Origin of the sequence: Streptomyces sp. WM6378 (assembly GCF_001279695.1) — a bacterium.
Taxonomy (GTDB): domain Bacteria; phylum Actinomycetota; class Actinomycetes; order Streptomycetales; family Streptomycetaceae; genus Streptomyces.
This window is the reverse complement of sequence record NZ_LGDD01000314.1, coordinates 26578-48407: the sequence shown is the minus strand read 5'-3', so window position 1 is coordinate 48407 and position 21830 is coordinate 26578. Positions and strand designations below refer to the sequence as shown.

Below are 21830 nucleotides of genomic sequence, written 5' to 3'. Positions count from 1 at the left end.
CGCCGGGCCCTGGGGTGGGGCAACTGAAAAAGAGGTTGCCCCACCCCAGAATCTAGGTATTATTGAACATGTCGACGGGGTGGCACCCTCCGACACCGCCGAAAGACCGTCACCTCACCTCCAGGGAGCCACACATGGCCACCGCGATTGCCCCTCCGCTCGCAGAACTCACCGAGTCCGACGACCTCCCCCCGGTGGTCTACCTCGACGCGGCGGACATCGTCCGCGACACCTGCAACGCCCGCGAGACCGACACCGCCCCGGACGAGACCCTCATCAGCTCCGTCACATCGCTCGGCATCCAGGACCCGATCAGCGTCCGGCCACTCCCGGACGGCACGTACGGAGCTTTCAAGGGCTGGCGCCGGGCCCAGGCCCAGCAGGCCGCCAACACCACCGCCGCCGCCGAGCAGCGCGAGGTACGCAAGGTCCCCGCGTACGTCCACGCGGATCTCGTGGGGCGTGACGGATGGACCCGGCTGCTCAGCCTGATCGAGAACGACCACCGTAAGGGCATGGCCGAGCGGGACAAGGTCCGCTCCGTCGAGCTCGCGCTGGTCGGGATGAGCGAGGTGGAACAGACCCGGGCCGTCAAGGCCCTCAGGGTGCGGCGGGGAGCGGTCAAGCACGCCCGCACCGCACAGCGGCTGAACGACGCGGCGCTGCGGCGTGCGTCGGCGGAGGGTATGGACTTGGAGCAGACCGCGCAGCTCGCCGAGGTCGCCGATGTCCCGGGTGCCGAGCGGCGGCTTCAGAGCGCGCTGCGCCGGGACCGGGAGAAGGGTGAGGGCGGGCGCGGGCACTGGGATCAGGAGATGGCTCTGATCAAGGCCGAATTGGCCGACATCCAGGCTCATGCGGTGGCGATCGGGGCTCTGAAGGAGGCGGGGATCCGGCTTCTGCCGTCCCGCAACCATGTGCCCTTCGGTGAGAAGGACACCTCACGGCCGCTGTCGGAGCTGACCACCCCGCTGGGCAACCCGCTCACCGAGGCCAACCACGCCGGATGCCCCGACCACAGCGCCCGCCTGGACGAAGCCCACCAGCCGGTGTGGCACTGCGCCGACCCCGCCGCCCACGGACACAAGATTCGCCCCGAGGCACGGAAGGCGAAGAACCCGCTCTCCCCCGAGGAAGCGGCCAAGCGCAGCAACTCCATTGCCAGCACCCGGGCATGGAAGGCCGCACGCGCGCTCCGGCACGCCTTCCTCACCAAACTCTGCCGCGCCAAGACCCTGCCCGAAACCGCCCGCACCTTCGTCCTCCAGCACTTCGTGACCCGCTGCGCCGACAAGCGCGACCCCGAGGTCCTCGGCGCGATCCTCGGAGCCAAGCCCGACAGCAGCCCGGCGCCGCTGAACGCGCCCAAGTCCCGGGACACCGCGCTCCTGTTCGCCAACGTCGCCGCCGCCTTCGAGTACGACCTGCGCGAGGACAAGGCCTGGACCGACCCCGGCCCCAACGCCGCCGCATGGCTGCTGCTCCTGGAATCCCTCGGCCAGGACACCAACGACTACGCCCTCTCCGAGGTCGAAGACCAGGCCGTCACCCGATACCGGCCCACCAGCAACACCCCCGACCGGACCGCCTGACCCGCACCCGGCACGGGGCGGCGCGCACCGCCGGGCCGCCCCGGCCACCCCCGAAGAGACCGCCGAGTTCGAACCTCTACGGCCCGCCCCCGAGAACTGGGCCTGACCGCCCCTCACCAGACCTGCGCTGGGCCCGGCCAGCGCGCTCCTGTCCTGGCAGCACCTCCGGCACATCCCGCCACGGAAGGCCGACCACATGAACGTCGCAACCGTCTACATCCCCGCCGCACTTGGCCTGTGCGCGCTCACCGGCGCACTCACCGGCCATCTCGCCGCGCGCCACTTCTACGCCCTGCTCACGCTGGCTCTGCTCATCCGGGGCATCGCCGACTTTCTCCAGGGCAACCCCCTGCACACCGCCACCGACGCGGCACTCACCGCGTACTACGTCTGGCGCTGGTGGAAGAACGGCGGCGGAGACGACACCAAGCGCCGACTGCGCCGCCTCGCCCGCCGCTTCACCCCGACCCCCCGCACCCCCCCCACCACGGCCTGAACAGCACCCGCCCCCGCAGCCGGGGCCGTCACCGCCCATGGACGGCCCCGGTCACCCAGGCCCGCAGCAGCCGCCGCATAGCCCCGCCTGCCCGGTCCGGCCCTGGCCTTGCCCGGCCGTCCTTCACACACCAAGGAGATCACCATGTCCGACACCACGCTCACCGACGTCTGCGCCTACATCCGCAAGCTGCCCGGCCGTGCCGACATCGCGGCCGTCCAGGAAGCCTGTGCCCAGCAGCTCCTCACCCTGGACCGCGAAGCCCGGCCCGTCATCGCCTCCGGCCGCCGCGCCAGGATCGCCGGCATCCGGCCCGCCTTCCTCGCCGGACTGACCGGCACCGTCCAGGAACCCAACCGGGGCGCCACCCGCTGGCAGTTCCTCCTCGACGAGGACTCCACCAACGCCCTGCGCCGCGACCCCCGCACCACCTTCACCGTCCCCGACGACACCGCACGCTTCCGCATCCCTGGCAAGGGCATCCCCGCCGGATGCATCGAACTCCTCGACGCCTAAGCCCGGCCCGCGACCCGCACCGCGCGGGAACAGCCCGACACCCCGCTGTTCCCGCGCCCCACACCAGGGCCCGTCCACTGCCCGACCCCGCACCTCCCGGCCGACCGGCCGCCAGCACCGGCCCGCCCGATACACACCGTTCCCGACCCTGCGGTGCTGCCCGCAACACCACCCGCACGAAGGCCTGCGCCCCTCGCATCCATGGAGGTCCCCGGATGTCCACCGCTCCCCTGGTGCCCGTCAGCGGCACCGTGACCGGCGACGTCGAATGCCGCATCACCGAGACGGGCACCGTCATCGCCCGCTTCCGGCTCACCGCCCGCCCGCGCGAATGGGATGCCCGGGCCAGGGCCTGGCGCGACGGGAAGACCGTCGCCTACATCTGCACCGTGTGGCGGGACCTGGCACGCAACGCAGCCGAATCGCTGACCGACGGCGTCGCCGTCCTCGTGCACGGCCGCGTCACCGAAGTCCGTGACAGCACGGTGTGGTTCAGCGTCGACGAGCTCGGCATCAGTCTGCGCCAGCGCATCGCCTACACCGAGCAGAGCCTGCCCAGCCCCCAGGCCGCCGCCCCCATCAGCACACCGCAACCCGCCGCCATCCCAGCCGCGCGCCCCGCACCGCAGCCCGCCGCCGCGCCCGCCCGCAGTGCGCGGACGGACACCCGGCCCCGCTGGTGGGAAACCGAACGCTCCCAGGGCTGGCCCGGATTCGCGCCCGCCAGCGCCGATGCAGCGGTCCGCGCCCCTGGGGGCCGGTAACCCTACCCCCCGGGAGGGCGTGCCCTGCCGCCCGGCCCTCCTCTTCTCGCCCTCCACGAGGATATTCGCCAAGCCCGGCGCCACGCCTTCCTCTCAACAGTCCTCGTTTGGCCCGCTGTTGTCCGATGTCGATGTCGTGGTCAATTGGGGTCTGTGCGTCGACCCTTTGATCGACTCGCCCGCACCCGCAACCGCACCCCGCCCACCTGGGGCACGCCGATCGTTCCGGGTGAACATCGATGACCTTCGGTTATGAACACCGTCTGTATCGTCAAGTGGCTGTCACAAGCGGGTGCGATAGCCCGCGGCCGGGCGAAGGGGTAGCAATGCGAGTGTTCCGGGTAGAGGCCGTGGTGTGTGCCGAGAGTCACGAGGTGCTGGTGGGGGACGCGGCGCAGCAGGGGGACACGGAGCTCCTGGCGGCCGAGTCCGCTCGGGAGCGGGAGCCCGAGGCCGAGGCGTTTCGGTGGCCGGGAGGGGATCAGATACTGATCTTCACGCGTGGCGAGCTGGTGACGCTCGCGATCGAGGGGTGGGATGCGGCGCCGCCGAGCGATGCGGAGCGGGAGTCGGGATGGGGGTGGGAGTCGTGCGGCCGATGGGGTGTCATGGACGAACTGTTCGCCGGGGACATGGGCCCTGGGGGCCCGGCGTTCACCTCGGCCGGATTTCCGATGATGCCTCCGGGGCCGTACGTGGTGCGGGCTAGAGCTGCGGGGCGCTCCGCCCCGGACTTTGCCGACCTCGACGAGGAGGGGCCCGGGGCGGAGCGGTACCTGGTGCAGTACTGGCCGGAGTGACCGAGCTATCAGTCGTCCTCGGCGAACTCCCAGCGTTGCTGCGGGACTCCGCTGCACGACCACATCTGGGGGACGTCACCCTGGTTCTGTTGCAGCGCGTCGATGCACTGTGCCTGGTCCGAGGCGGGCCGCAGGGTGAAGTCCTGACGCGTCTGTGGCACCCTCGCGAACACGAATTGCTGTGCGGAGGTGTTGTTGCACGTGGCGACGCGCAGCGGGCTCGCGTTCACGGTGCTCCCTGCGTCGTCGAGGCAGAGCGAGGTGTCGTGCGCCGGGTGCAGGATCGTCGTTCCGCCCGGCCCGTCCTCGAACCACCACCACTGCTCGTCGCCGTCGAGGTCGGACCACTCCACTGTCCGAGTGCCGGAGCCGCCGGCCTGTGCGACCGCCAGCACGTACTCGTTGGCATGGGTGAACAGCTTGACCGGGCCGTGCCAGGCATCGGTCGGGTCGGCCAGTGCCCTGGCATTCGGGGGGCTGCTTGCCTCAGCCCTCGCGGTGGCCGGTCCGTTCGCGGAGACCGGAGACCCGGTAGAGCGCCCAGCATCGACGTCGTTCACCACGTCGATGCTGAACTCGTCACCGTCCAGGATGCGATCGAGCGCGTACCAGTCGGCGAGCTCGTTGCCCCCCAGACGGTTTTGCGAGCCGTCGATAGCGCGCGCGGAGTATCGGTTCAACAGGTTTCCTGCGCTGTCGCGCGCGGCCGCGCCCTCCTTCGTCGACGCGAACGGGAACTCGTCGCACTCGCGGCTGCGCTGCCCGGTGACCGGGTCGACGACATAGTCGGCCGGCGCCGACACGGCGATGCAGGTCTTCCTCGCGTAGTAGCGGTTCTGACGGACCGCCTTTGCGTTTCCCGTCATGCGGTGGAGGAACTCGCCGGGCGTTCCCGGGACGAAGTCCTTGCCCGGCCACTTGCCCGGGATCGTCTTGCCCGGCCACTTCGGGTCGGTGTTCGCGGGCTGGGTGAACGCGTCGAGGATGTGCTGGGCCGCCTGCGGCATACCGTAGGACGGGCTCGTGTGATACCGGAGGAACGGCATCACGCGTGGGAAGACCGTGCCCTGGTTGAACACCAGGCCTTGCTCTTGGATCCGAGGCGTCCACAGGTAGCGTGCGGAGTCGAAACGCACCAGATCCGGTGCAGTGCAGGCGACTTCCTCGTGCCCCGAGACGCACGCCTGGATGCGGCTCGTCGTCGGCGGGTTCTCCGGGGTGTACGGCTGGAAGATCCCGGCGAACACGGCGGTCGCCAGCTTCTCGCGGGTCTTCTGGTCGCCGGCCGACGGGTCGGAGCCGAAGGAGTACGAGTACGTGGTACGCCCGGCCCGGCTCAGTGCGGTCCAGGCGGCGACAGGCGCGGCCTGATAGCTGCCGCTGCGTTGGGCACAGGATGTGGCGGGTTTCGGATCCCCGAGGCATTCCATCCCGACTTCCAGTTGGGAGCCGAGCACGATGCCCAGGTTGAACTCCGGAATCTTGCCCTTGCCCGCGTCGCCATCCATGTAAGGAGTCGAGAAGTTATCGACGGCCAGCCGGAGCCCGACGAGGCGCCCAGTGGCCGGGTCATTGCTGCGCGAGCCCCAGCCGACCAGCGTGGACCGGAACTTGACGCTGCCGAAGTAGACGGCCTTGGAGGCGTCGTAGACGCTGTAGGTGATGGTGCGCCACTGGCAGTACGAGTAGTGGTCCCGCACCCAGCCGTGGTACTTGCCGCTGCCGTCACCGCGGGTCTTCTGGTCGCGGCAGTCGTCCAGGCTGATGTGCGGCGGGAGTCCGGCAGCGAGTGGCTGCAGCCTGCCGGCGTCAGCCCCCTCGCCCTGGCCGGAACGCGCCGCCGCCCGCTGCTGGGCATCCGGGCCGGCTCCCGAGGTGAGCGCCGCCCGTACGTCGTCGGCCGCAGCGTCGGACGGGGATCCTGCGGGGGTATCGGCGCGGATCACGACGTGGGTGCGGCGCGCTGCCTGCGCGGCCTCGGCGGCGGTGTCGCCGGCGAGAAGGCGGACGGGCGCAGGAGCGACGCGGACCGTTGGGATGTCTGCGTGTGGGGTGGGATGCGTGGCGCGGGCGCCCGTGGCTCCAGTGGTGGCGCTGCCCGCACCGGCGCTTCCGAGGACGAGCAGTGCCGCAGTGCCGACGGCTAACGAGAGGCGTAAGGCCCCCGGGGCTCGCAGAGAGCGAGAAGAGGCAGTCATGGGTCTCCTGGTTCAACTCGGGTCGAGCCAACACATTCGACGGAGCCAGGAAGTTAGCATGTTCATGACGGGCGCACCTTTCTCGCCCCGACACTTCCACAAGTGGACGCCGCCCTACCCGAGCGGGGCACACGGAGCCGCGGCGTAGCGCTCCGCAGGCGGGCGAGGGCAGTGCCGGTCATCGTGCTGGCGGGAAAGCCGGTCGTCGGGAACGACGCTGTTCACCTCTGAGGGTGCGCACGGCAAGACGGACGGCTCCTGGGAATAAGGACCCTTGCCCTGAACCAGCCGCCCGGAAGGTAGAGGCATCAAGCATTCGGGGAGCAGCAGTCCGGAAAAGCTACGCGTGCAGTCCGTGCTCCTTCGCCGGCCCGCGTGGTCTGCTGCTCGCCGCCCTGTACGCCGAGGTCGAGACCGTCCGCGACAACCGCCTCCGCGCCGGCTTGGGGCATCACCGGCCTCATCCGCCACGCCGCCACCTGCAGCACACCCGAACCGGCATCATCTGCCCCGACGCCGGAGAAGACTTCACCGCCCTCGAAACCCAAGTCCGAACCCAACTCACCCAACCACCCCGCAAGCCTGTCGACCTCGCCGCACACCAGACCGGACGAACACTCTGCGACGACCGCCAAGCCCACGCCTGAATGCCCCGTCCAGCCCTCCTCACTGCACGACACAATGACAAAGACATCCAGCCCGTCATCGACACTCCCTGCTGACACGAAGGACACCGACCATGGACGCGATGGGCACCCCCACCGAACTGCTCCTGGAACTCGCCGCTTCCAGTCGCCACCTCCAGGACCCCGCCGAACTCACCGCAGCGCTCCAAACCGGGCACCGCATCTGGTGCACGGGCCTCGCGGACGTCCAGCGAGCCACCCACGCCGATTGCCGCGGCCTGAGCGATGACGCGCTGTCCATACGCTGCCAGGAAGCCGGCGCCCCGTGGGAGGACGGCGCATCGCGCAGCGAGGCGATCTCCAACCTCGTCTTCGCCCTGTGGGATGCATCGCCCGCCGCCATGGCCTACACCGCGTTGGAGCGGCGCGCCGGCGCCGTAGGGGTGTGCCTGCTTCCCGAAGAAGACGTGTAACCCGGCGGAGGCCTCGACACCCGCTCACCCGTTTGGCATTATGGAACCTGTCGCACCCGGCGGGGTGCGGACCCGTCCGAATGCCTTGGGAGAACGTGATGCCGAAGCCCGCGAGCGAGCGCCTCGTGGACACCGCGCAGATCTGCGCGGAGTTCGGCACGCACAAATCCCGCATCAGCACCTGGTACAACGACCGCGAGAACAGCGGCTTTCCCGACGCCCGCCCGGGCGAGGGCCGCAAACGCCTGTGGGCGTACGACGACGTCGCCGCTTTCTTCGCCGGCCGCGAGGCATCCCGGCCGGCCCACAAGCTGCCCGCCGACTTCTACTCGGCCGACCAGGGCGAGCTGCTCACCACCACCGAGGTGTCCCGCCTTCTGGGCCTGAGTCCCTCGACCATCTACTGGTGGCTCAAGAACCTGCCCGGCTACTTCCCCGCCGCCGACGAGAGCATCTCCGGTATGAAGTGGCGGCGCTCCACCATCGCCGCCTGGGTGGCCAGCCGCCCCGGTAAGGGCCGGCGCACCGGCTCCGCCAGCAAAGCAGCCCCCTTGCCGGCCGTGGCCGCCGACGGCCCCGACGACGAACTCCTCGGCACCAAGGAAGCCGCCGCCCTGCTCGGCTACAAGAGCCTGGCCAGCTTCTCCAGCGCCCTCTACCAGGGCAACCTCCCCGAACTCAAAGAGACCGACGCCGACCGCCCGGGCCCGCGGGGCACCGACGTGAAGCTGTGGACCCGCGCCCGTATCCGGCGCCAGGCCCAGGCACGCGGAACGAGCACCGCCCCGGCAGCCCCTAGCGGCAGCCCGGACGAACTCCTTGGGGCAGAGGAAGCCGCCCGTATCCTCGGATACAGCAGCGCAGCCAGCCTCACCGGCGCCCTGAAGCGCGGCCGGCTCCCCGAACTCGAGGAACCCGACGCCCTCATCGCCCAGCCGGGCGGCCGCGGACGCCCCCAGCGCACCTGGAAACGCGCCCGCCTCGAGCACCTCGCCAACCAGCGAGCATCCACCTAAATAACGGCACATACCGGGTCGTGGCCCGGGATACAGTGACTGTGGCATTCGGCTGTGGGCTCGACGAGACGCCCCGGCGGGCCGGATGACCACCTGATGGCCGGTATAGAAGGGGAACGCCAACCCCTTCTTCCGCGGCGGGTCCAGTACCCGCCGCGGGCCGGCCATCAGCTCTCTCACCACGGCTCGAAGTCCCGCTCCATCTGCGGTCCAGGGCGTTCATGGCCACTCGGGGCGATGGCCGAACGGGCGCCTCCCCGAACTGTGTTCATCGCTGTCATGACGCCTGGTGCAGGCGCCTTCCACGGCCGCTTACCACGGCGCTGGACTGCGTGGTAAGCGGTCGTGGCCGCATTGAGACCGCTACAGGGTGCCGGTGGTAAGTGAGCCGGTATGCGGCACGGCGATCTTGAGGGACGGGGGTACGGCCGGCGACGGCCGCCCCCGCCAAGGTCACGTGTCCAACGCACCGCCCGGAGTTCTCATGCCGACCACGCTCGTGGACCGCCCCGTCCGACCGCCCGCCCGGGAACAGCTTCTGCAGTACCTCTTCCAGCACCGTGCGGCCACCACCGCGCAGTTGCAGGCCATGGTGTCGCCCTCTCCGCATCCCGAGACACTCCGCCAGAGCCTGCGCAGGCTTCGCGCGGAGCAGCTCGCCCAGTCCGTCGTGCGTGCGCACCATCAGAGCGTCTGGTCTCTGACCGCGCGCGGGCAGCAAGCGGTGCTTTCCTGGCCGCAGTTCCGGGGTCGGCGCCCGTACCGGACGGGGCCGCTGGGGCTGCGCAGCGTCCATACCCTGACGGTGACCCGTACCGCGGTCGCTTTCCTCGAGGATGCCCGGGCGAGGGCGGACGAGTGCTCGCCCCTGGACTGGGAGCCGGAGGTTGCGCACCCGGTCCGGGATGGAGCCGCAGACGGCGAGCGGATGCTGATCGCCGATGCGCTGCTGCGCTATACCCGTACCGGCCCCGACCGGGCGCTGCTGCGCGCGTTTGTGGAAGTCGACCGGGCTACTGAGTCCGCCGAGCGCTTGGCGGCGAAGCTGATCACCTATGCGCGCTTCCACGCCGCTCCGGCCTCAACTCCGGTCGGGCGGCGTCAGGGTGGAGGTGCGGGCGGGTTGATGGTGCCGTGGCAGCGCAGCTATCCCGTTTTTCCGCGGGTGCTGTTCGTGCTGACGGGGGCCGGGCCGCGGGCGCTGGCGCAGCGGATCGCCGATCTTCAGGCGATGGTGCGTCAGCACCCGCTCGTGAGCCGGTTCGCCGCGGCGGTCCCGCTCGGCGCTGCGGTCCTTGAAGAGATCGAAGAGCAGGCGGCTTCCGCCGATGTATGGCTGCCGTTGACGAACGGCTCCAGCCGGTGCAGCTGGATGTCCCTGTGAGCGGCCGATCGCCCGGCGGGCGCCGGAAGCAGCCTTGAGCTGACCTCGCCCGGAAGCACCTGCTCGCAGACGTTCCCCCTGCACGGAGTCACGATGCCGCCTGCCTGCATCTCCTTGCCCGTCCAGCCAGTGGCCGGCTGTCCCGGCCCGGCCACGTACGCCACGGCCGCCCCAGAAAGCTGTGTGCCCGGGCGTGACGTCAACAAGGCGGGGCGGGGCGGGAGGGGGCCGCGCCGTTTTCGCGCTGACCGGCAGCGCATCCTGCGCCGGATGCTCTGCCGTGGCCTGCTCTTCGACGGTCTGCGCCTTGCCGCAGACGGAGGCGAGTGGCACCAGGCGCACCTCGTACATCCGGCTCTTGACGGTCTGCGGGCCGACTGGCGTCAGGTAGTGGGGCACATTGTGCGCGCCATGACGGCACTGGCCCACCAGGACGCCTGCGTGGTGCGCGCCAGTCGCGAGGCGCTCGCCGCGAAAGCGACCTCACTGGCGGGCCGCGAGGTGTCGGTCCATCAGATCAAGCGGGCCGTACGACTGCTGCGGCACAGCCAGCTGCTGACCACGCTGGAGGAGGGCCGGGCTCCCGGCGCGGACCATCCGCGAGGGAGTGTTCCGCTGTACGCGCTGACCGTTCCCGTTGTCGCCGAGGCTGCGCTGCCGTGCCGCGTGCCGGACGGCCGCGGCCGCGGTCAGCACGAGCGAACGGTGGAGCGGGCCCGGCGGGTCCATCGTGCCCTGGGCATCCCAGAGATCGCCGAGGAAGACGCTGGGGAAGGATCTGCACCCCAAAACCGTGGTTTTCACCACGGGGGTACTACCCCCCTACCCCCCACGAGGGCCGGACGCGAGCGGCACCGCGATCCGCTTCGGGCTCCCCGGTCCCGGCGCGGCCGGGTCAGTCCTGCGGCGCGTGCACGGTACGCGGCACGGCTCCTGGCTCGAGAGGTACCTGCGGGCAGTGCGTTCGACCGGATCCGGCCGGGGCAACAGGCCAAGCTCGTCGCACCGTTCGCTGCTGCGGGCTGGTCCGGCGCTGACGTCGGCTGGGCACTGGCCCACTCCCCCGACTCCGTCGAGCACACCTGGTCCGCACGCGTACGCCGCCCGCTCGGCTGGGCACTGGTCCGCCTCCGCCTCTGGCTGGACCCCGACGGCCGCCCCCTGCCCAGCCGGTGGGAGCAGCTCGGCGGTGCCCCCTGGCAGGCGCGCGGCCGCCACGGTGCTCTGCCCGGCGTCCGTGCTCAGCTTCCCACCGCGCAGGACACGGCTCCCGCTCCCAGACTGCTCACCTCGCACAGCGCATGGGATGAGAGCTGGGACACCGAACGTGCCGGGAGCGGCCCGGCCGGCGCCCCTCCCAACTCCGCCTACCTGTCCGCCCGCCGAACCCTGGCCGATAGCCTGACCCGCCGAGGAGGCTTCCCTTGCTGACGTCGGGCCTGCCGACCGGCAGCTCAGGAGCCGTAGCGTTCCGGCTTGGGTGCCCGGGCCAGCAGGCGGTCGGCTGCCTGCATGACGTTGATACGCCCCTTGATGACGTCGACCACGACCTCGGTGATGGGCATCTCCACCCCGTAGCGGTGTGCGAGGGCCAACAACGCCGCGGACGACTTCACGCCCTCCGCCGTCTGCTTCGTGGCCACGGTCGCCTCGTCCACCGTCATGCCCTGACCGAGGCGTTCACCGAACGTACGGTTGCGGGACAGTGGCGAGGAGCAGGTGGTGATGAGGTCGCCGACGCCGGCGAGGCCGGAGAAGGTGAGGGGGTCGGCCCCGAGAATGACGCCGAGGCGTGCGGTTTCGGCGAGGCCGCGGGTCATGAGGAGGGCGGTGGCGTTGTCGCCCAGTCCCATGCCGCCCGCCAGGCCGACGGCGAGCGCGATGACATTCTTGACCGCGCCGCCGAGTTCGCAGCCGACAACGTCCGTGTTGGTATAGGGCCGGAAGTAGGTGGTCAGGCAGGCCTGTTGCAGGGTCTTGGCCACGGTTTCATCGGTGCTGGCGATGACGGAGGCGGCGGGCTGTTTCTCTGCGATCTCGCGGGCCAGGTTCGGTCCGGACACGACCGCCACCCGGTCCGCGGGCACCCGGGTCACCTCGGTGATGAGCTCGGACATGCGCAGGCCACTGTGGGTCTCGATGCCTTTCATCAGGCTCACCACCACGGTTTGCGGCTCGATCAGCGGCGCCCACTGGGTGAGGTTGGCGCGCAGCGACTGGGCCGGGATGGACACCACCATGAAGTCGGCCCCGACCAGGGCCTCGGCGGGGTCGGTGGTGGCGCACAGCGTCGTCGGCAGCGCGATCCCCGGCAGGTAAGCGGGGTTCTCATGACGGTTGTTGATCGCGTCGGCAATCTCGTCGCGGCGGGCATGCAGCAGGACGTCGTTGCCGGCGGCGTCGGCGAGGACCGCCGCGAAGGCCGTCCCCCACGACCCGGCCGACAGAATGGCGATCTTCATCGAGGTCCTTGTGGTGCGTCGGGGATTGAGTGAGGGAGCTTATGGGGTGCTGCGGGCCCAGGTCGTGCCGAGTAACAGCCGGCCGGCGGACCAGCTGTTGACGCAGTAGTCACGGACCACGGCTCGGGATGCCTTGGCGGGCAGGGCCTCCAGGCCTACGGCGACAGTGACCGGGCCGCCAGCGGAAACGCAGCGCGCCCAGGAGTCGTCGACCGGGCTAAGCAACTGGTGGGGGCATCCGTCGAGGCTCAGGGTCACGTCGGCGGCGTTGTGCAGGTGCAGGCGGTCGCCGATGTCGTGCAAGGAGTGGTCTGACGCGGTCAGTTGGAGAGCTGCGGCCAGGCCGCGCATGCGGGCCTCGATCGTCTCGTTGTCGCAGCGGAGGATTCCGGCCGGGTGAGTCAGCAGCAGATACGCGTGGTAGTGGGGAGGTCGCGTGGCGATCCAGGTATGGGTGCCCTCTGACGCGAGCAACCGGAGCAGCTGTGGGGTGGGCTCGATGGTGAGGTATCCCTGTGATGCGGTCATGCCTCGGACCGGCTGTCGAGTGTGGCGCTGCCTGTCTCGATCATTGTGCTGAGCCGGATCGGGTCGCACAGGGCGCCCGGGCCGGTAGGGGGTACGGCCCAGTAGCTCGCGCGGGTTCCATCCGGCTCGTTGTCCCCGATCCTGGGCACGCCGATGTAGTGGCCGAGACCGAGGTACGTCGCGTACCGGCCGAGGCTGGGGCCGGGCGGGGAGCTCGGCACGAGGGCGTAGAAGCGGCGCCCGCGCGGGTCGTGGATGACGGGCCCGCGCAGCGACTGCAAGACCGTGCTGGCGGTCGCCGGTTCCGCGCCGGCCGCCATGGCGTACACCAGCTCATCGGCCAGGCGGACAGCGGAGAAACGTCGGCCGAGTGCGAGGACGGCGAGGCGGCCGTCCGTCCACTGCCGGCGCGCGTCGCCCGGACGGTTGAGGCTGTCGGCCAGCCACGCCGCGGCGGCGGCCTCTCGCTCGGCGTCGGTGCTGATGGCGCGCATGGTGGCCTCTCTCAAGTCCCCGTATTGGATGGCGTGTTGGGAGTAGCGTTTCTGATACGCACTGTGATGGACAGGGAATGGGCGTCCGCTGGTGTCCGCTGCCTGGCGGACACGGCGGACAGCACGGGAAGATCCTTATGGACGAGTCGTTCGGCGAGGCCCTCAGGCGCCTGCGCGGCACGCGGTCGCTACGTGACGTGGCTCACCTCGCGAACTGCGGCAAGAGCTACGTCAGCGATCTCGAACAGGACAGGAAGGCACCGTCTCCCGCCATGGCCGCGGCTCTCGACGAGGCCCTCGGCGCCGACGGGGAACTGCGCACACTGGCCGCCGTACCACCGAGGGCGTCGCTGTCCGCGCAGGCCGCCGCCCTCCAGGCCGGACTTCTCGACGCTCTCGCTGCGGGCCCCCTGACGGCGATGTCGATAGAGGAGGTGGAGTACGCCGTGGCCCGCCATGGCAGAGCCACCCGCATTCGGCCCGAGCGCGAGCAACTGCCCGAACTCATTGCCGACTTCGCCGATCTCAACCGGCTCCTGGCACACCGGCACCCCGCACCGGTGCGACGGCGCCTGACGGTGGCCGCAGCGCAGATGTCCGGTCTCATGGCCCTCACGCTGCTGAAGCTCGGCGACCCCGCGGCCTGCAAGTGGTGGCGCACCGGACGAGCAGCCGCCGCGGCGGCCGAGGACCGGACGGCCCTGTCGTGGATGTACGCGCAGGAGGCCTACCAGCTCTACTACGGAGGCGACCTGTACGGCGCGGTCGAGCTGGCCGTCCGGGCCCGGCATCTGGCCGGCGGGTTGCCGTGCGTCGGGCCGGCTCTGGCTGCTCCGCTGGAGGCCCGGGCGCACGCCCGTCTCGGCCGGAGGGAAGAGACGGATATCGCGCTGCGGGCCGGCGAGGCGGCGCTGGAACGGCTCGACAGCGAGCTGCGCACTGGGTCGGCGTTCGGGTACTCCGAGTCGCAGCTGCGCTTCCACGCCGGGAACGCCTGGACGCATCTGCACCAGACGGGGCGGGCCCGTGCCGAGCAGGAGCGGGCGCTGGAGTTGTACCCGCTGGGCGACCACACCGACCGGGCGTTCATCGGCCTCGATCAGGCCATGTGCTACGCGATCGACGGCGACCTCGCCACAGCCGCGGCCCACGCCACGGCCACCATCGTGGCCCTCCCGCAGGAGCACCGGAGCCCGCTGATCATCTACCGGGCGCGGGAACTGGCGGATAGAGTCCCCGGCGCGCGGACCCTGCCCGAAGGCACAGTGCTACGGGAGGTGCTGGCGCTACCCGCGGGAGAGGGATAGCTGATGACGGTAGCGATTGACCGGGCCACCGAAGCAGACGCCGATGTGATCTCGGAGATCCTCGGAGAGATCGAGGCCTACTACGGAGGCGCCGAGACTCCCGGCAACGTCAACCAGATCCGGACCGCCCTGTTCTCGCAACAGCCAGCAGCAACCGTCCTCCTCGCTCGCGACGACAACCAGGTCCTGGGCCTGGCCTCCTACTCTCTGCTGTGGCCGGCAGCCGGGGCCGACACCTCGCTCTACCTCAAGGAGCTGTACGTACGGGAGCCTGCCCGACGACGCGGCATCGCCCAGCTACTCATGGCCCGACTGAAGGAAGAGGCAGCCGCGGCAGGCTGCTCACGAATCGAGTGGACCGGCGACGCCGACAACCCGCCAGCGCTCGACTTCTACGAGGCTTACGGCGTGGCTCCGAAGGGCGACAAAGTGTTCTACCGCATGGAGCTGTAGCCGGGGCTCAGACCACCGTCGATCGCGACGTCGGTGCCTTTTCTGAAGCAAGCACTGGCTGGCTGGCGGGTGTCATCGCCAGCATTCATGGCTGCTAGAAGTGGTCGGGCAGCCAGGGTTCGAACTCTGCCGTGCTCTGGACGAGAGTCGCGAGGGCCTTCTGCGATGTGGCGTGGACCCCGGCCATGCGGGCGGAGGTCGCGGATCGGTAGCCACCGGCGTACCAGACGGCAAGCTGGCGCCGCGAGAAGGAAACTTGTCCTTCCACATGGGTGGGGGCGATCTCGGCCGCTCCGTCCTTCACCTGAAGCATCCACCGGTCCCACTCGTCGCCGGCCGCGTTCTCGATCTCGATGGGTACGGCGGTGGTGAGGTCGGTGGGCCAGCCGCGGAGCCTGATGGCGTCGGGGATGTCGAGGATGCGCAGCATCCAGGGGTGCCAGGATTCAGCGAGGAGCCGGAAGCGGTGGAGGTTGTGCAGCAGGGTGGGGTAGGGCGGCAGGGCTCCGCGGCGGAATTCGATGGTTTCGGCGCGGGTGTTGTGGCGGCCGAGGAAGGCGAGCATCGCTGCTGCGGCGGGCTGGTTGGCGGCCCAGAAGTCGTGGACGATGAGGCTCACGCCGTGGCGCTCGCGCCGTTTGGTGGCCAGTGACAGGACTCCGGCTGTGGGGTGACCAGGCCGGGTGAAACGGTAGGTGGTCAGGGTGCTTTTGTTCTCCTTCCAGGTGGACCACCAGGCGGGCCGCAGGACGGGGCCGTTCCACTGCTGGGCGAGATCTCGCTGAAGCGCCTGGGCGTCTTCGGTCAGGCCGTGTTCGATCTCGAAGTCCTCGCCGGTGTATGACCTCTTGAGTTCGTCGGTGGCGACGGTCCAGGCGAATACCTGCACGGGGGCTTCCCAGCCGAGCCGGCGGGCGTAGCCGTTCGAGGAGGTGGAGTGCACGGAGATCACCGCGCCCCGCTCGCGAAGGGGGCGCAGTCGCTCGGCGGTCATGCGGGCGCCCAGCTGCTGGCCGCGTTCCTCGGGGGCGACGCATCCGGCGCCGAGGCAGGCGCTGGGGACGGGGGCGCCGCCGAAGAACTGGTCGACGACGAAGCCGAGGCCGCCGGCGACTACCTTGCCGTCGCGGATTGCGATCTGGAGGTCGGCGTGCTCGCGGAGGTCGGTGATGTCGCCGACCCGGTGGCCGTAGCTGCGGGTGGCGAGCTCGTCGTACTGCTGCCATCGGCGGTCGTCGGCCGGGGCGAAGGTCAGTTCGCTCATGGTCGCTTCCTAGTAGTTGGTGGCGTCGCGCACTGTGTCGGGGTCGGTGGGGACGAAGAAGGTCCGGGTGAAGGTCAGCACTCGCTTGCCGGTCTGGTTGTGGCCGGAACTTCGGCAGACGACGATCCCTGTACTGGGGCGGCTGCTGGAGAGCCTGCGGGAGAGGACTTCGGACTGGGCGTAGAGGGTGTCGCCGACGAAGACGGGTGCTTCGAAGCGGACTTCGTCGAGGGCGAGGTTGGCGACGGTCATGCCGCTGGTGCTGCGGACAGTCATGCCGGCGACCAGGTTCAGCGTGACACCTCCGCACACGAGGATGCGGCCCCACTGGGTCTGGCTGCTGTAGTGGGCGTCGGTGTGGATGGGTGCCGGGTTGCTGCTCAGCGCGGCGCCCAGCAGGTTGTCGAGTTCGGCGACGGTCCGGCCTGGCCGGTGCTCGATGACCAGGCCGAGGGTGAGTTCGTCGTAGCCGAGGCCGATGTTCTCCCGGATCCGGCTGTGGGCGATGCGGCGGTAGCCGCGCGGGAGTGTGTCGTTCACCGGGTGCCGTCCACTTCTGCAACCAGAGCGCGCGCGGCGGTGAAGAACGGGGTGCCGACCATCTGCCCGTTCACGGAGGTCACGCCGTTGCCGCTCTTCTCGCCGGCGGCGACAACCGCCCGCGCGTGGGCGATCTCGTCTTCGGTGGGCAGGAAAACCTCGTTGATGACGGCCGCCTGGCGGGGGTGGACTGCCCCCTTGCCGTGGAAGCCGAGTTGCTTGGCTTTTTCTGCTTCGCGGCGCAGCGCGTCGGGGGTGTCCAGTGCGTAGACCGGTGCGTCGATCGCGGGGATGCCGGCTGCGGTGGCGGCGTTGACCAGGGCAGAGCGGACGTAGGCCAGGGTGTCCCATGCCAGGTCGCAGCGGACGGTGGCGGCGTAGTCGGCGGATCCGAAGACCACGCCGCCGAGGCGGGGTGCTTTCAGGATGGCCGGGAGCTTGTCGAAGGCGCGGGGGGTTTCGATCAGGGCCCAGATGTCGGGTGTGTAACCGTCGGTGTCCAGGACGCTGGCGACGAGTTCGATGTCGCGGGCGGATTCGGTCTTGGGGACGAGGATGAGGTCGGGCTTGGCGGTGTAGGCGGCCATGGCCACGAGGTCCTTGGTGCCCTCCAGGGTGAGGGGCGAGTTCATCCGGATGCCGAGCGTGCATGGGGCGCCGGGGCGCTCGAAGAACTGCTGTGCCGTGGTCCGGGCGAGCTGCTTTTCGGGCATGGCGACGGAGTCCTCGATGTCGACGAGGGCGACCCCGGCGCCGGAGTTCTGTGCGGTGTTGAAGCGTTCGGGTGTCAGGGCCGGGGTGACGATCCAGGCCCGTCCGCGGCTGCTGCTGGTGGGGTGCATGGCGGTGCTCACCTTTCGTCGCGCTTGCGCTCGATGAGGAGACCGAGTTGGTAGAGAGTGGCGGCGTTCTTGATCTCGGCGTCGGTGATGTCGATGCCGTAGCGGTCGCCGAGCAGGACGGACAGCTCGACCATGGCGAGCGAGTCGAATCCCGCTTCGTCGAGGCTTGCGCCCGGGGTCAGTGCGTCGGCGGGCAGGTTGAGGTCGTCGCGCAGGATGGCCGTGAGTTCGCCGGTCATGCGGGGAGTCCCTTCGTGTGGATGGGCCGGGGAGACAGGTTGGGCCAGGTGAGGGTGGTGGCGCCCCAGGTCAGTCCGGCGCCGAACGCGGTAAGGAGGAGGCGCTGGCCGGGCGTGATGCGACCGTCGGTGGCGGCTTGCGCCAGGAGGAGGGGGATGGAGGCGGCGCCGGTGTTTCCCACGTGCTCAATGTTGTGGAGCTGGCGGTCTTCGGGGATGCCGAGCTGGCGGGCGGTGAAGCCCGTGATCCGGGCGTTGGCCTGGTGCGGCACGAGGTGGTCGACGTCGGCCAGAGCCCAGTCGGCCGCTGTGGCGGCCTGGCGGGAGGCGGTGGCCATGCGGTCGACGGCGTGGCGGAAGACTTCGGCGCCTTCCATCCGCAGGGCGCCGGGGCTTTGGGCGCGGATCAGGTCGGCGTGGGTGCCGTCGCTGCCCAGCACCACCGGCCCGAGCGCTCCGGCATCTGCTCCGGTGCCGCGTCGCAGCACGACAGCGCCTGCTCCGTCGCCGAACAAGGGGACCGTCGTTCGGTCGTTGGAGGCGGGGAGGCTGGCGAGGCGGTCGACGCCGATGACGAGGACGGACTGCGCTGTGGCGGCCGCGATGAGTGCAGCCGCGGTGGCCAGGGCGTAGAGGAAGCCGGTGCAGCCTGCTGCGAGATCGAAGGCCGGGATGTTGCCGAGGCCGAGCCGGGCCGCCACAGCGGGCGCGGTGGCCGGGCAGCACCGGTCCGGGGTGGTTGTGGCCAGCACCAGTGCCTGTACGGGCGGGGATGAGGAGTGGATCAGGGCGTTCGTTGCGGCGTGGACGGCCAAATCCTCCGTGGTGAGGTCGGATCCTGCGATACGCCGCTGGGAGATGCCGGTACGGGAGCGGATCCACTGGTCCGTGGTGTCCAGCCGTGCGGTGAGGTCGGCGTTGGTGACGACCGTGTCCGGCAGCGCGGCCCCGACCCCGCACAGGATGGCGGCCCGCTCGCCCGACCCGGCCAGCCGGGGTGTGCGGTGGGTACTCATCGGGACGCCTTCAACTGCCGGGCGACGTCGACGATTCGGTCCTCCTGGCCCGCGACCACCTGCCGCTCGCCGAGCGCGAGGAACAGATCGACCGGGTCGACGCCCTCACGGCGGGCGGTGGCCAGCACCGGCTTGCGGAAGCCGGAGAACACCCCCGCCAGGCCGCTGGCCAGGCTGACTGAGTCGATGACCGGCTGCGCCTTCATCAGCCGCGCTTCGGCGACGTCCGCCGCATGCAGTACTTCGCGCAGCCCGATGCCGGTGTCGAAGCCCCGGCGTTCGAGTACAGCCACGAGGACTTCGAGCTGGGTGTTCCCGGCGCCTGCGCCGAAGCCGCGTGCGGTGGCGTCGATGATGCAGGCTCCGGCCTCGATCGCGGCGATGGAGTTCGCGACGGCCAGGGAGAGGTTGTTGTGCCCGTGGAAGATCACGGGGAGGTTGACCGCCGCGGCGATGGCGTGGACCCGTTCGGTCACGTCGGACGGCAGGTAGTGGCCGGCGGAGTCCATGATGCCGACGGCCTGCGCCCCGAACAGGGCGAGCCGGGCGCACTGTTCGGCAAGCTGGCCGGGGCTGGCCATGTGGCTCATGAGCAGGACGCCCTGGGCCTCGGCCCCGAGGTCGCGCACGACGCCGAGGTGGCGTTCAGTGACGTCGGCCTCGGTGCAGTGCGCGGCGATCCGCACCACGTCCGCTCCGTGCGCAACGGCAGCGCGCAGGTCCTCGGCGGTACCCCAGCCGGGGGCCATGAAGACCCCCATTTTGGAGTGGGTGAGAGCGTCGCGGACGGTGTTCAGCATGGCGGCGTCGGGGAGTTTCGCGCGTCCGATCTGGAGGCTGCTGGCGCCCAGGCCGTTGCCGTGGCCGACCTCGACCACGGGCACCCCAGCGGCGTTGGCGGCGTGGGCATACGCGTGCAGTTGGTCGGCGTCGAGCTGATGCCCTACCGCGTGGTGGCCGTCGCGCAGGGTGGGGTCGTGGATGAGCACCGTGGGCCGCTGACCGCTGGTCGATACGTCCATGAGGGGGTTCCCTTCACCGGGACGGGGCGGCGGCGTACTGCTCGGCGAGCAGCAGGGCGGCGCCGTTGATGATGTCGAGATTTCCGGCGTAGCTGGGGATGCGGCCGCCGGTGGCGGTCACCTCCACCACAACCGAGATCCGGTCGTCCTCCAGCTCGACGGAGTTCACCGTGAAGCCGGGCGCGAACGCCTGGACTTCCTCGGCAGCGGCGGTGATGGCGGCGCGGAGCGGGCCGGGGTTCAGGTCGGGTGCCAGGACGGTCATGGCCACCCGGAACGGGGGTGCCGGCCGCGCGGGGCTGAGGTTGACCATCACCTTCGCGTCGGGGGCGTGAGTGAAGGAGCGGATCGCGGCCTGGGTGGTGGCGATGTACTGATCGAGGTTGAGCCGGGTGGCCCGGCCCGCGCTCGCGCTCGCCCCGGTGGACACCACCTCGATGTAGGCCGGGGTGCAGTGCTGAGCCACGGCGTTCAGCACCGGGATGGCCGCCTGGCCGCCGCAGCTGACCAGGTTGATGTGCCGGTGGGCGGCCGCCTGGTCTCCGTTGACGGTGGGCACGATGACAGTGCCGAGCTGCGTGGGGGTGAGATCGATCAGCGTCGTGCCGATCTCGCGCAGGGCCGCCCAGTGACCGGCGTGGACGTCGGCGTTCGAGGCGTCGAAGACCACATCGAAGGGGCCGGATTCCAGCAGGGCGTCGATTCCTCCGCAGGCCGTCGGGCACCCCATGGCGGCTGCCCGCGCAAGGCCTAGGCTCTGCCTGCTGCGGCCCGCCACCAGGCGCAGTTCCAGGCTCTTCGACCCTTGGACCTTGTCGGCCAGGTCGATTCCGATCAGTCCCGCGCCGAGCACCGCGACGCTCGTGCGTCGCTCGCCCACAGGCATAGCTATCCCCATTCTTCTTCGTGGATGACGTACGTGTTGGTAGAAGGGGCCGCCCTTCGCCCCCGGGTCAGGTGACGCAGAGCGCCACGGCGGGCAGATGCGGCGAGTGGGTGCGCACGGTTGAACCGGCTTCCAGGGGGAGGCTGGCGTGCACCGCCCCGGCCAGGACGATGTCCCCCGCCTTCAGGCCGGCGCCGAAGCGGTTCAGCCGGTGTGCGAGCCAGACCAGCGCGCTCAACGGGTGGCCGAGCACTGCCCGGCCCTCCCCCGTGGCCACGGCCACGCCGTTCACACTGATCACCAGCGACTCGGCGGCCAGGTCCATGTCCGCATCGAACGGGACCATGGGGCCGGTCACGACGCGTGCGCAGGAAGCGTTGTCCGCGATGCTGTCCGCCACGGTGATCCGCCAGCCGGTGAACCGGGTGTCGATCACCTCCAGGGCGAGGAACACCTCGGCCACCGCATTTCGAGCGGCATCGACGCTGGTGTCCGGGCCGGACAGGTCGTACCCGAGCCGGAAGGCGATTTCCGCTTCGACCCGCGGCTGCATGAGCTCGCTCCGCACCAGAGTGCTGCCGCTGTGCAGCACCATGTGGTCCAGCAGGACACCGGAATCCGGCTCATCGACACCCATCTGCTCCTGCATCGCCTTCGAGGTCACCCCCGCCTTGTGTCCGACGACGCGGGCCCCGCCCGCGATCCGCCGCGCGATTGCTGCCGCCTGGATGAGGTAGGCGTCTTCCAAGGCCAGTCCGCCCCGGCGCTCGGTCAGGGAAGCCACCGGGACCCGGTCGCGCTCCGCGCCGAGCAGGGCTCTCGCCTCGTCGTTGATCCACGGAACTCGCCGCTCATCCATGGAGATCTCTCCCAACCCAACGGGGTATCCGGGTGCTTGTTGAAGAAGGGGCG

24 protein-coding genes are annotated in these 21830 nt (G+C 70.3%); 10 read left to right on the top strand and 14 right to left on the bottom strand.

Going from position 1 to position 21830, the window contains the following annotated elements; translation table 11 throughout:
• Positions 1-134 precede the first annotated feature (134 nt).
• The 5 genes from ADK54_RS31525 (at position 135) to ADK54_RS31505 (ending at position 4168) form a co-directional block, all read left to right on the top strand.
• Positions 135-1592, top strand: coding sequence for a ParB N-terminal domain-containing protein (locus ADK54_RS31525; RefSeq protein WP_053729174.1), 1458 nt, complete (start codon positions 135-137; stop codon positions 1590-1592).
• Between the two features lie 196 nt (positions 1593-1788).
• Entirely contained in the window at positions 1789-2088 is a 300-nt protein-coding gene (locus ADK54_RS31520) for a hypothetical protein (protein WP_053729173.1), read from the top strand.
• 144 nt (positions 2089-2232) lie between these two features.
• The gene (locus tag ADK54_RS31515) at positions 2233-2604 is read left to right on the top strand and encodes a hypothetical protein (protein ID WP_053729172.1); all 372 of its coding nucleotides are present in this window, start codon (positions 2233-2235) and stop codon (positions 2602-2604) included.
• A gap of 215 nt (positions 2605-2819) precedes the next feature.
• Positions 2820-3368 (top strand): single-stranded DNA-binding protein, encoded by a 549-nt coding sequence (locus ADK54_RS31510; protein ID WP_053729171.1) that lies wholly within the window; start codon positions 2820-2822, stop codon positions 3366-3368.
• A gap of 326 nt (positions 3369-3694) precedes the next feature.
• Entirely contained in the window at positions 3695-4168 is a 474-nt protein-coding gene (locus ADK54_RS31505; RefSeq protein WP_053729170.1) for a hypothetical protein, read from the top strand.
• 8 nt (positions 4169-4176) lie between these two features.
• Here ADK54_RS31505 and ADK54_RS31500 read toward each other — a convergent pair whose 3' ends face one another.
• Both ADK54_RS31500 and ADK54_RS47830 read right to left on the bottom strand, forming a co-directional pair.
• Positions 4177-6366, bottom strand: coding sequence for a ricin-type beta-trefoil lectin domain protein (locus ADK54_RS31500; RefSeq protein WP_078966781.1), 2190 nt, complete (start codon positions 6364-6366; stop codon positions 4177-4179).
• Positions 6367-6674: 308 nt separating this feature from the next.
• The gene (locus ADK54_RS47830) at positions 6675-7100 is read right to left on the bottom strand and encodes a hypothetical protein (protein ID WP_234392280.1); all 426 of its coding nucleotides are present in this window, start codon (positions 7098-7100) and stop codon (positions 6675-6677) included.
• A 5-nt stretch (positions 7101-7105) separates the two neighbouring features.
• Between ADK54_RS47830 and ADK54_RS31490 the strand changes: the two genes are divergently transcribed.
• From ADK54_RS31490 to ADK54_RS31480, 3 genes are all read left to right on the top strand, one after another.
• Positions 7106-7465 carry a hypothetical protein gene (locus ADK54_RS31490; protein ID WP_053729167.1) on the top strand — a complete coding sequence of 120 codons (360 nt, stop codon included), beginning with the start codon at positions 7106-7108 and terminating at the stop codon, positions 7463-7465.
• A 98-nt stretch (positions 7466-7563) separates the two neighbouring features.
• Positions 7564-8481, top strand: coding sequence for a helix-turn-helix transcriptional regulator (locus ADK54_RS31485; protein ID WP_053729184.1), 918 nt, complete (start codon positions 7564-7566; stop codon positions 8479-8481).
• A 484-nt stretch (positions 8482-8965) separates the two neighbouring features.
• Positions 8966-9865, top strand: coding sequence for a replication-relaxation family protein (locus tag ADK54_RS31480; RefSeq protein WP_053729166.1), 900 nt, complete (start codon positions 8966-8968; stop codon positions 9863-9865).
• A 483-nt stretch (positions 9866-10348) separates the two neighbouring features.
• Here ADK54_RS31480 and ADK54_RS31475 read toward each other — a convergent pair whose 3' ends face one another.
• The 4 genes from ADK54_RS31475 to ADK54_RS31460 all read right to left on the bottom strand — a co-directional run bounded on the left by ADK54_RS31475 (position 10349) and on the right by ADK54_RS31460 (position 13349).
• The gene (locus ADK54_RS31475; RefSeq protein ID WP_159047956.1) at positions 10349-10669 is read right to left on the bottom strand and encodes a hypothetical protein; all 321 of its coding nucleotides are present in this window, start codon (positions 10667-10669) and stop codon (positions 10349-10351) included.
• Positions 10670-11319: 650 nt separating this feature from the next.
• Positions 11320-12327 (bottom strand): NAD(P)H-dependent glycerol-3-phosphate dehydrogenase, encoded by a 1008-nt coding sequence (locus tag ADK54_RS31470; RefSeq protein WP_053729164.1) that lies wholly within the window; start codon positions 12325-12327, stop codon positions 11320-11322.
• Positions 12328-12366: 39 nt separating this feature from the next.
• Positions 12367-12855 (bottom strand): hypothetical protein, encoded by a 489-nt coding sequence (locus tag ADK54_RS31465; RefSeq protein WP_053729163.1) that lies wholly within the window; start codon positions 12853-12855, stop codon positions 12367-12369.
• Complete coding sequence (locus ADK54_RS31460) at positions 12852-13349, bottom strand: hypothetical protein (RefSeq protein ID WP_053729162.1); 498 nt, start codon at positions 13347-13349, stop codon at positions 12852-12854. The genes ADK54_RS31465 and ADK54_RS31460 overlap by 4 nt, the downstream gene beginning before the upstream one ends.
• A 137-nt stretch (positions 13350-13486) precedes the next feature.
• Between ADK54_RS31460 and ADK54_RS31455 the strand changes: the two genes are divergently transcribed.
• Both ADK54_RS31455 and ADK54_RS31450 read left to right on the top strand, forming a co-directional pair.
• Positions 13487-14656, top strand: coding sequence for a helix-turn-helix domain-containing protein (locus tag ADK54_RS31455; RefSeq protein WP_234392279.1), 1170 nt, complete (start codon positions 13487-13489; stop codon positions 14654-14656).
• Positions 14657-14659: 3 nt separating this feature from the next.
• The gene (locus ADK54_RS31450) at positions 14660-15109 is read left to right on the top strand and encodes a GNAT family N-acetyltransferase (protein ID WP_053729161.1); all 450 of its coding nucleotides are present in this window, start codon (positions 14660-14662) and stop codon (positions 15107-15109) included.
• Between the two features lie 94 nt (positions 15110-15203).
• On the opposite strand, the gene ADK54_RS31445 is transcribed toward ADK54_RS31450, so the two are convergent.
• From ADK54_RS31445 to ADK54_RS31410, 8 genes are all read right to left on the bottom strand, one after another.
• On the bottom strand, positions 15204-16373 hold the full coding sequence (locus tag ADK54_RS31445) for a GNAT family N-acetyltransferase (protein ID WP_053729160.1): 1170 nt from the start codon (positions 16371-16373) through the stop codon (positions 15204-15206).
• 9 nt (positions 16374-16382) lie between these two features.
• Positions 16383-16913, bottom strand: a complete 531-nt coding sequence (locus ADK54_RS31440) for a MaoC family dehydratase (RefSeq protein WP_053729159.1) — start codon at positions 16911-16913, stop codon at positions 16383-16385.
• Positions 16910-17755, bottom strand: coding sequence for an HpcH/HpaI aldolase/citrate lyase family protein (locus ADK54_RS31435; protein WP_053729182.1), 846 nt, complete (start codon positions 17753-17755; stop codon positions 16910-16912). Before ADK54_RS31435 ends, ADK54_RS31440 begins: the two co-directional genes overlap by 4 nt.
• 8 nt (positions 17756-17763) lie before the next feature.
• Entirely contained in the window at positions 17764-17994 is a 231-nt protein-coding gene (locus tag ADK54_RS31430; protein WP_053729158.1) for an acyl carrier protein, read from the bottom strand.
• Complete coding sequence (locus ADK54_RS31425) at positions 17991-19010, bottom strand: beta-ketoacyl-ACP synthase 3 (protein WP_053729157.1); 1020 nt, start codon at positions 19008-19010, stop codon at positions 17991-17993. The genes ADK54_RS31430 and ADK54_RS31425 overlap by 4 nt, the downstream gene beginning before the upstream one ends.
• Positions 19007-20032 carry a 4-hydroxy-2-oxovalerate aldolase gene (dmpG, locus tag ADK54_RS31420; protein WP_053729156.1) on the bottom strand — a complete coding sequence of 342 codons (1026 nt, stop codon included), beginning with the start codon at positions 20030-20032 and terminating at the stop codon, positions 19007-19009. The genes ADK54_RS31425 and dmpG overlap by 4 nt, the downstream gene beginning before the upstream one ends.
• A gap of 13 nt (positions 20033-20045) precedes the next feature.
• Positions 20046-20918 (bottom strand): acetylating acetaldehyde dehydrogenase, encoded by an 873-nt coding sequence (locus ADK54_RS31415; protein ID WP_053729155.1) that lies wholly within the window; start codon positions 20916-20918, stop codon positions 20046-20048.
• Between the two features lie 67 nt (positions 20919-20985).
• The gene (locus ADK54_RS31410; protein ID WP_053729154.1) at positions 20986-21777 is read right to left on the bottom strand and encodes a 2-keto-4-pentenoate hydratase; all 792 of its coding nucleotides are present in this window, start codon (positions 21775-21777) and stop codon (positions 20986-20988) included.
• Positions 21778-21830 lie beyond the last annotated feature (53 nt).

What these genes read in the sequence shown, in the direction of transcription:
- ADK54_RS31525 (WP_053729174.1), top strand. Translation starts at nt 135, where the DNA reads ATGGCCACCGCGATTGCCCCTCCGCTCGCAGAACTCACCGAGTCCGAC.
- ADK54_RS31520 (WP_053729173.1), top strand. Translation starts at nt 1,789, where the DNA reads ATGAACGTCGCAACCGTCTACATCCCCGCCGCACTTGGCCTGTGCGCG.
- ADK54_RS31515 (WP_053729172.1), top strand. Translation starts at nt 2,233, where the DNA reads ATGTCCGACACCACGCTCACCGACGTCTGCGCCTACATCCGCAAGCTG.
- ADK54_RS31510 (WP_053729171.1), top strand. Translation starts at nt 2,820, where the DNA reads ATGTCCACCGCTCCCCTGGTGCCCGTCAGCGGCACCGTGACCGGCGAC.
- ADK54_RS31505 (WP_053729170.1), top strand. Translation starts at nt 3,695, where the DNA reads ATGCGAGTGTTCCGGGTAGAGGCCGTGGTGTGTGCCGAGAGTCACGAG.
- ADK54_RS31500 (WP_078966781.1), bottom strand. Translation starts at nt 6,366, where the DNA reads ATGACTGCCTCTTCTCGCTCTCTGCGAGCCCCGGGGGCCTTACGCCTC.
- ADK54_RS31490 (WP_053729167.1), top strand. Translation starts at nt 7,106, where the DNA reads ATGGACGCGATGGGCACCCCCACCGAACTGCTCCTGGAACTCGCCGCT.
- ADK54_RS31485 (WP_053729184.1), top strand. Translation starts at nt 7,564, where the DNA reads ATGCCGAAGCCCGCGAGCGAGCGCCTCGTGGACACCGCGCAGATCTGC.
- ADK54_RS31480 (WP_053729166.1), top strand. Translation starts at nt 8,966, where the DNA reads ATGCCGACCACGCTCGTGGACCGCCCCGTCCGACCGCCCGCCCGGGAA.
- ADK54_RS31470 (WP_053729164.1), bottom strand. Translation starts at nt 12,327, where the DNA reads ATGAAGATCGCCATTCTGTCGGCCGGGTCGTGGGGGACGGCCTTCGCG.
- ADK54_RS31465 (WP_053729163.1), bottom strand. Translation starts at nt 12,855, where the DNA reads ATGACCGCATCACAGGGATACCTCACCATCGAGCCCACCCCACAGCTG.
- ADK54_RS31460 (WP_053729162.1), bottom strand. Translation starts at nt 13,349, where the DNA reads ATGCGCGCCATCAGCACCGACGCCGAGCGAGAGGCCGCCGCCGCGGCG.
- ADK54_RS31455 (WP_234392279.1), top strand. Translation starts at nt 13,487, where the DNA reads ATGGACGAGTCGTTCGGCGAGGCCCTCAGGCGCCTGCGCGGCACGCGG.
- ADK54_RS31450 (WP_053729161.1), top strand. Translation starts at nt 14,660, where the DNA reads ATGACGGTAGCGATTGACCGGGCCACCGAAGCAGACGCCGATGTGATC.
- ADK54_RS31445 (WP_053729160.1), bottom strand. Translation starts at nt 16,373, where the DNA reads ATGAGCGAACTGACCTTCGCCCCGGCCGACGACCGCCGATGGCAGCAG.
- ADK54_RS31435 (WP_053729182.1), bottom strand. Translation starts at nt 17,755, where the DNA reads ATGCACCCCACCAGCAGCAGCCGCGGACGGGCCTGGATCGTCACCCCG.
- ADK54_RS31430 (WP_053729158.1), bottom strand. Translation starts at nt 17,994, where the DNA reads ATGACCGGCGAACTCACGGCCATCCTGCGCGACGACCTCAACCTGCCC.
- ADK54_RS31425 (WP_053729157.1), bottom strand. Translation starts at nt 19,010, where the DNA reads ATGAGTACCCACCGCACACCCCGGCTGGCCGGGTCGGGCGAGCGGGCC.
- dmpG (WP_053729156.1), bottom strand. Translation starts at nt 20,032, where the DNA reads ATGGACGTATCGACCAGCGGTCAGCGGCCCACGGTGCTCATCCACGAC.
- ADK54_RS31415 (WP_053729155.1), bottom strand. Translation starts at nt 20,918, where the DNA reads ATGCCTGTGGGCGAGCGACGCACGAGCGTCGCGGTGCTCGGCGCGGGA.
- ADK54_RS31410 (WP_053729154.1), bottom strand. Translation starts at nt 21,777, where the DNA reads ATGGATGAGCGGCGAGTTCCGTGGATCAACGACGAGGCGAGAGCCCTG.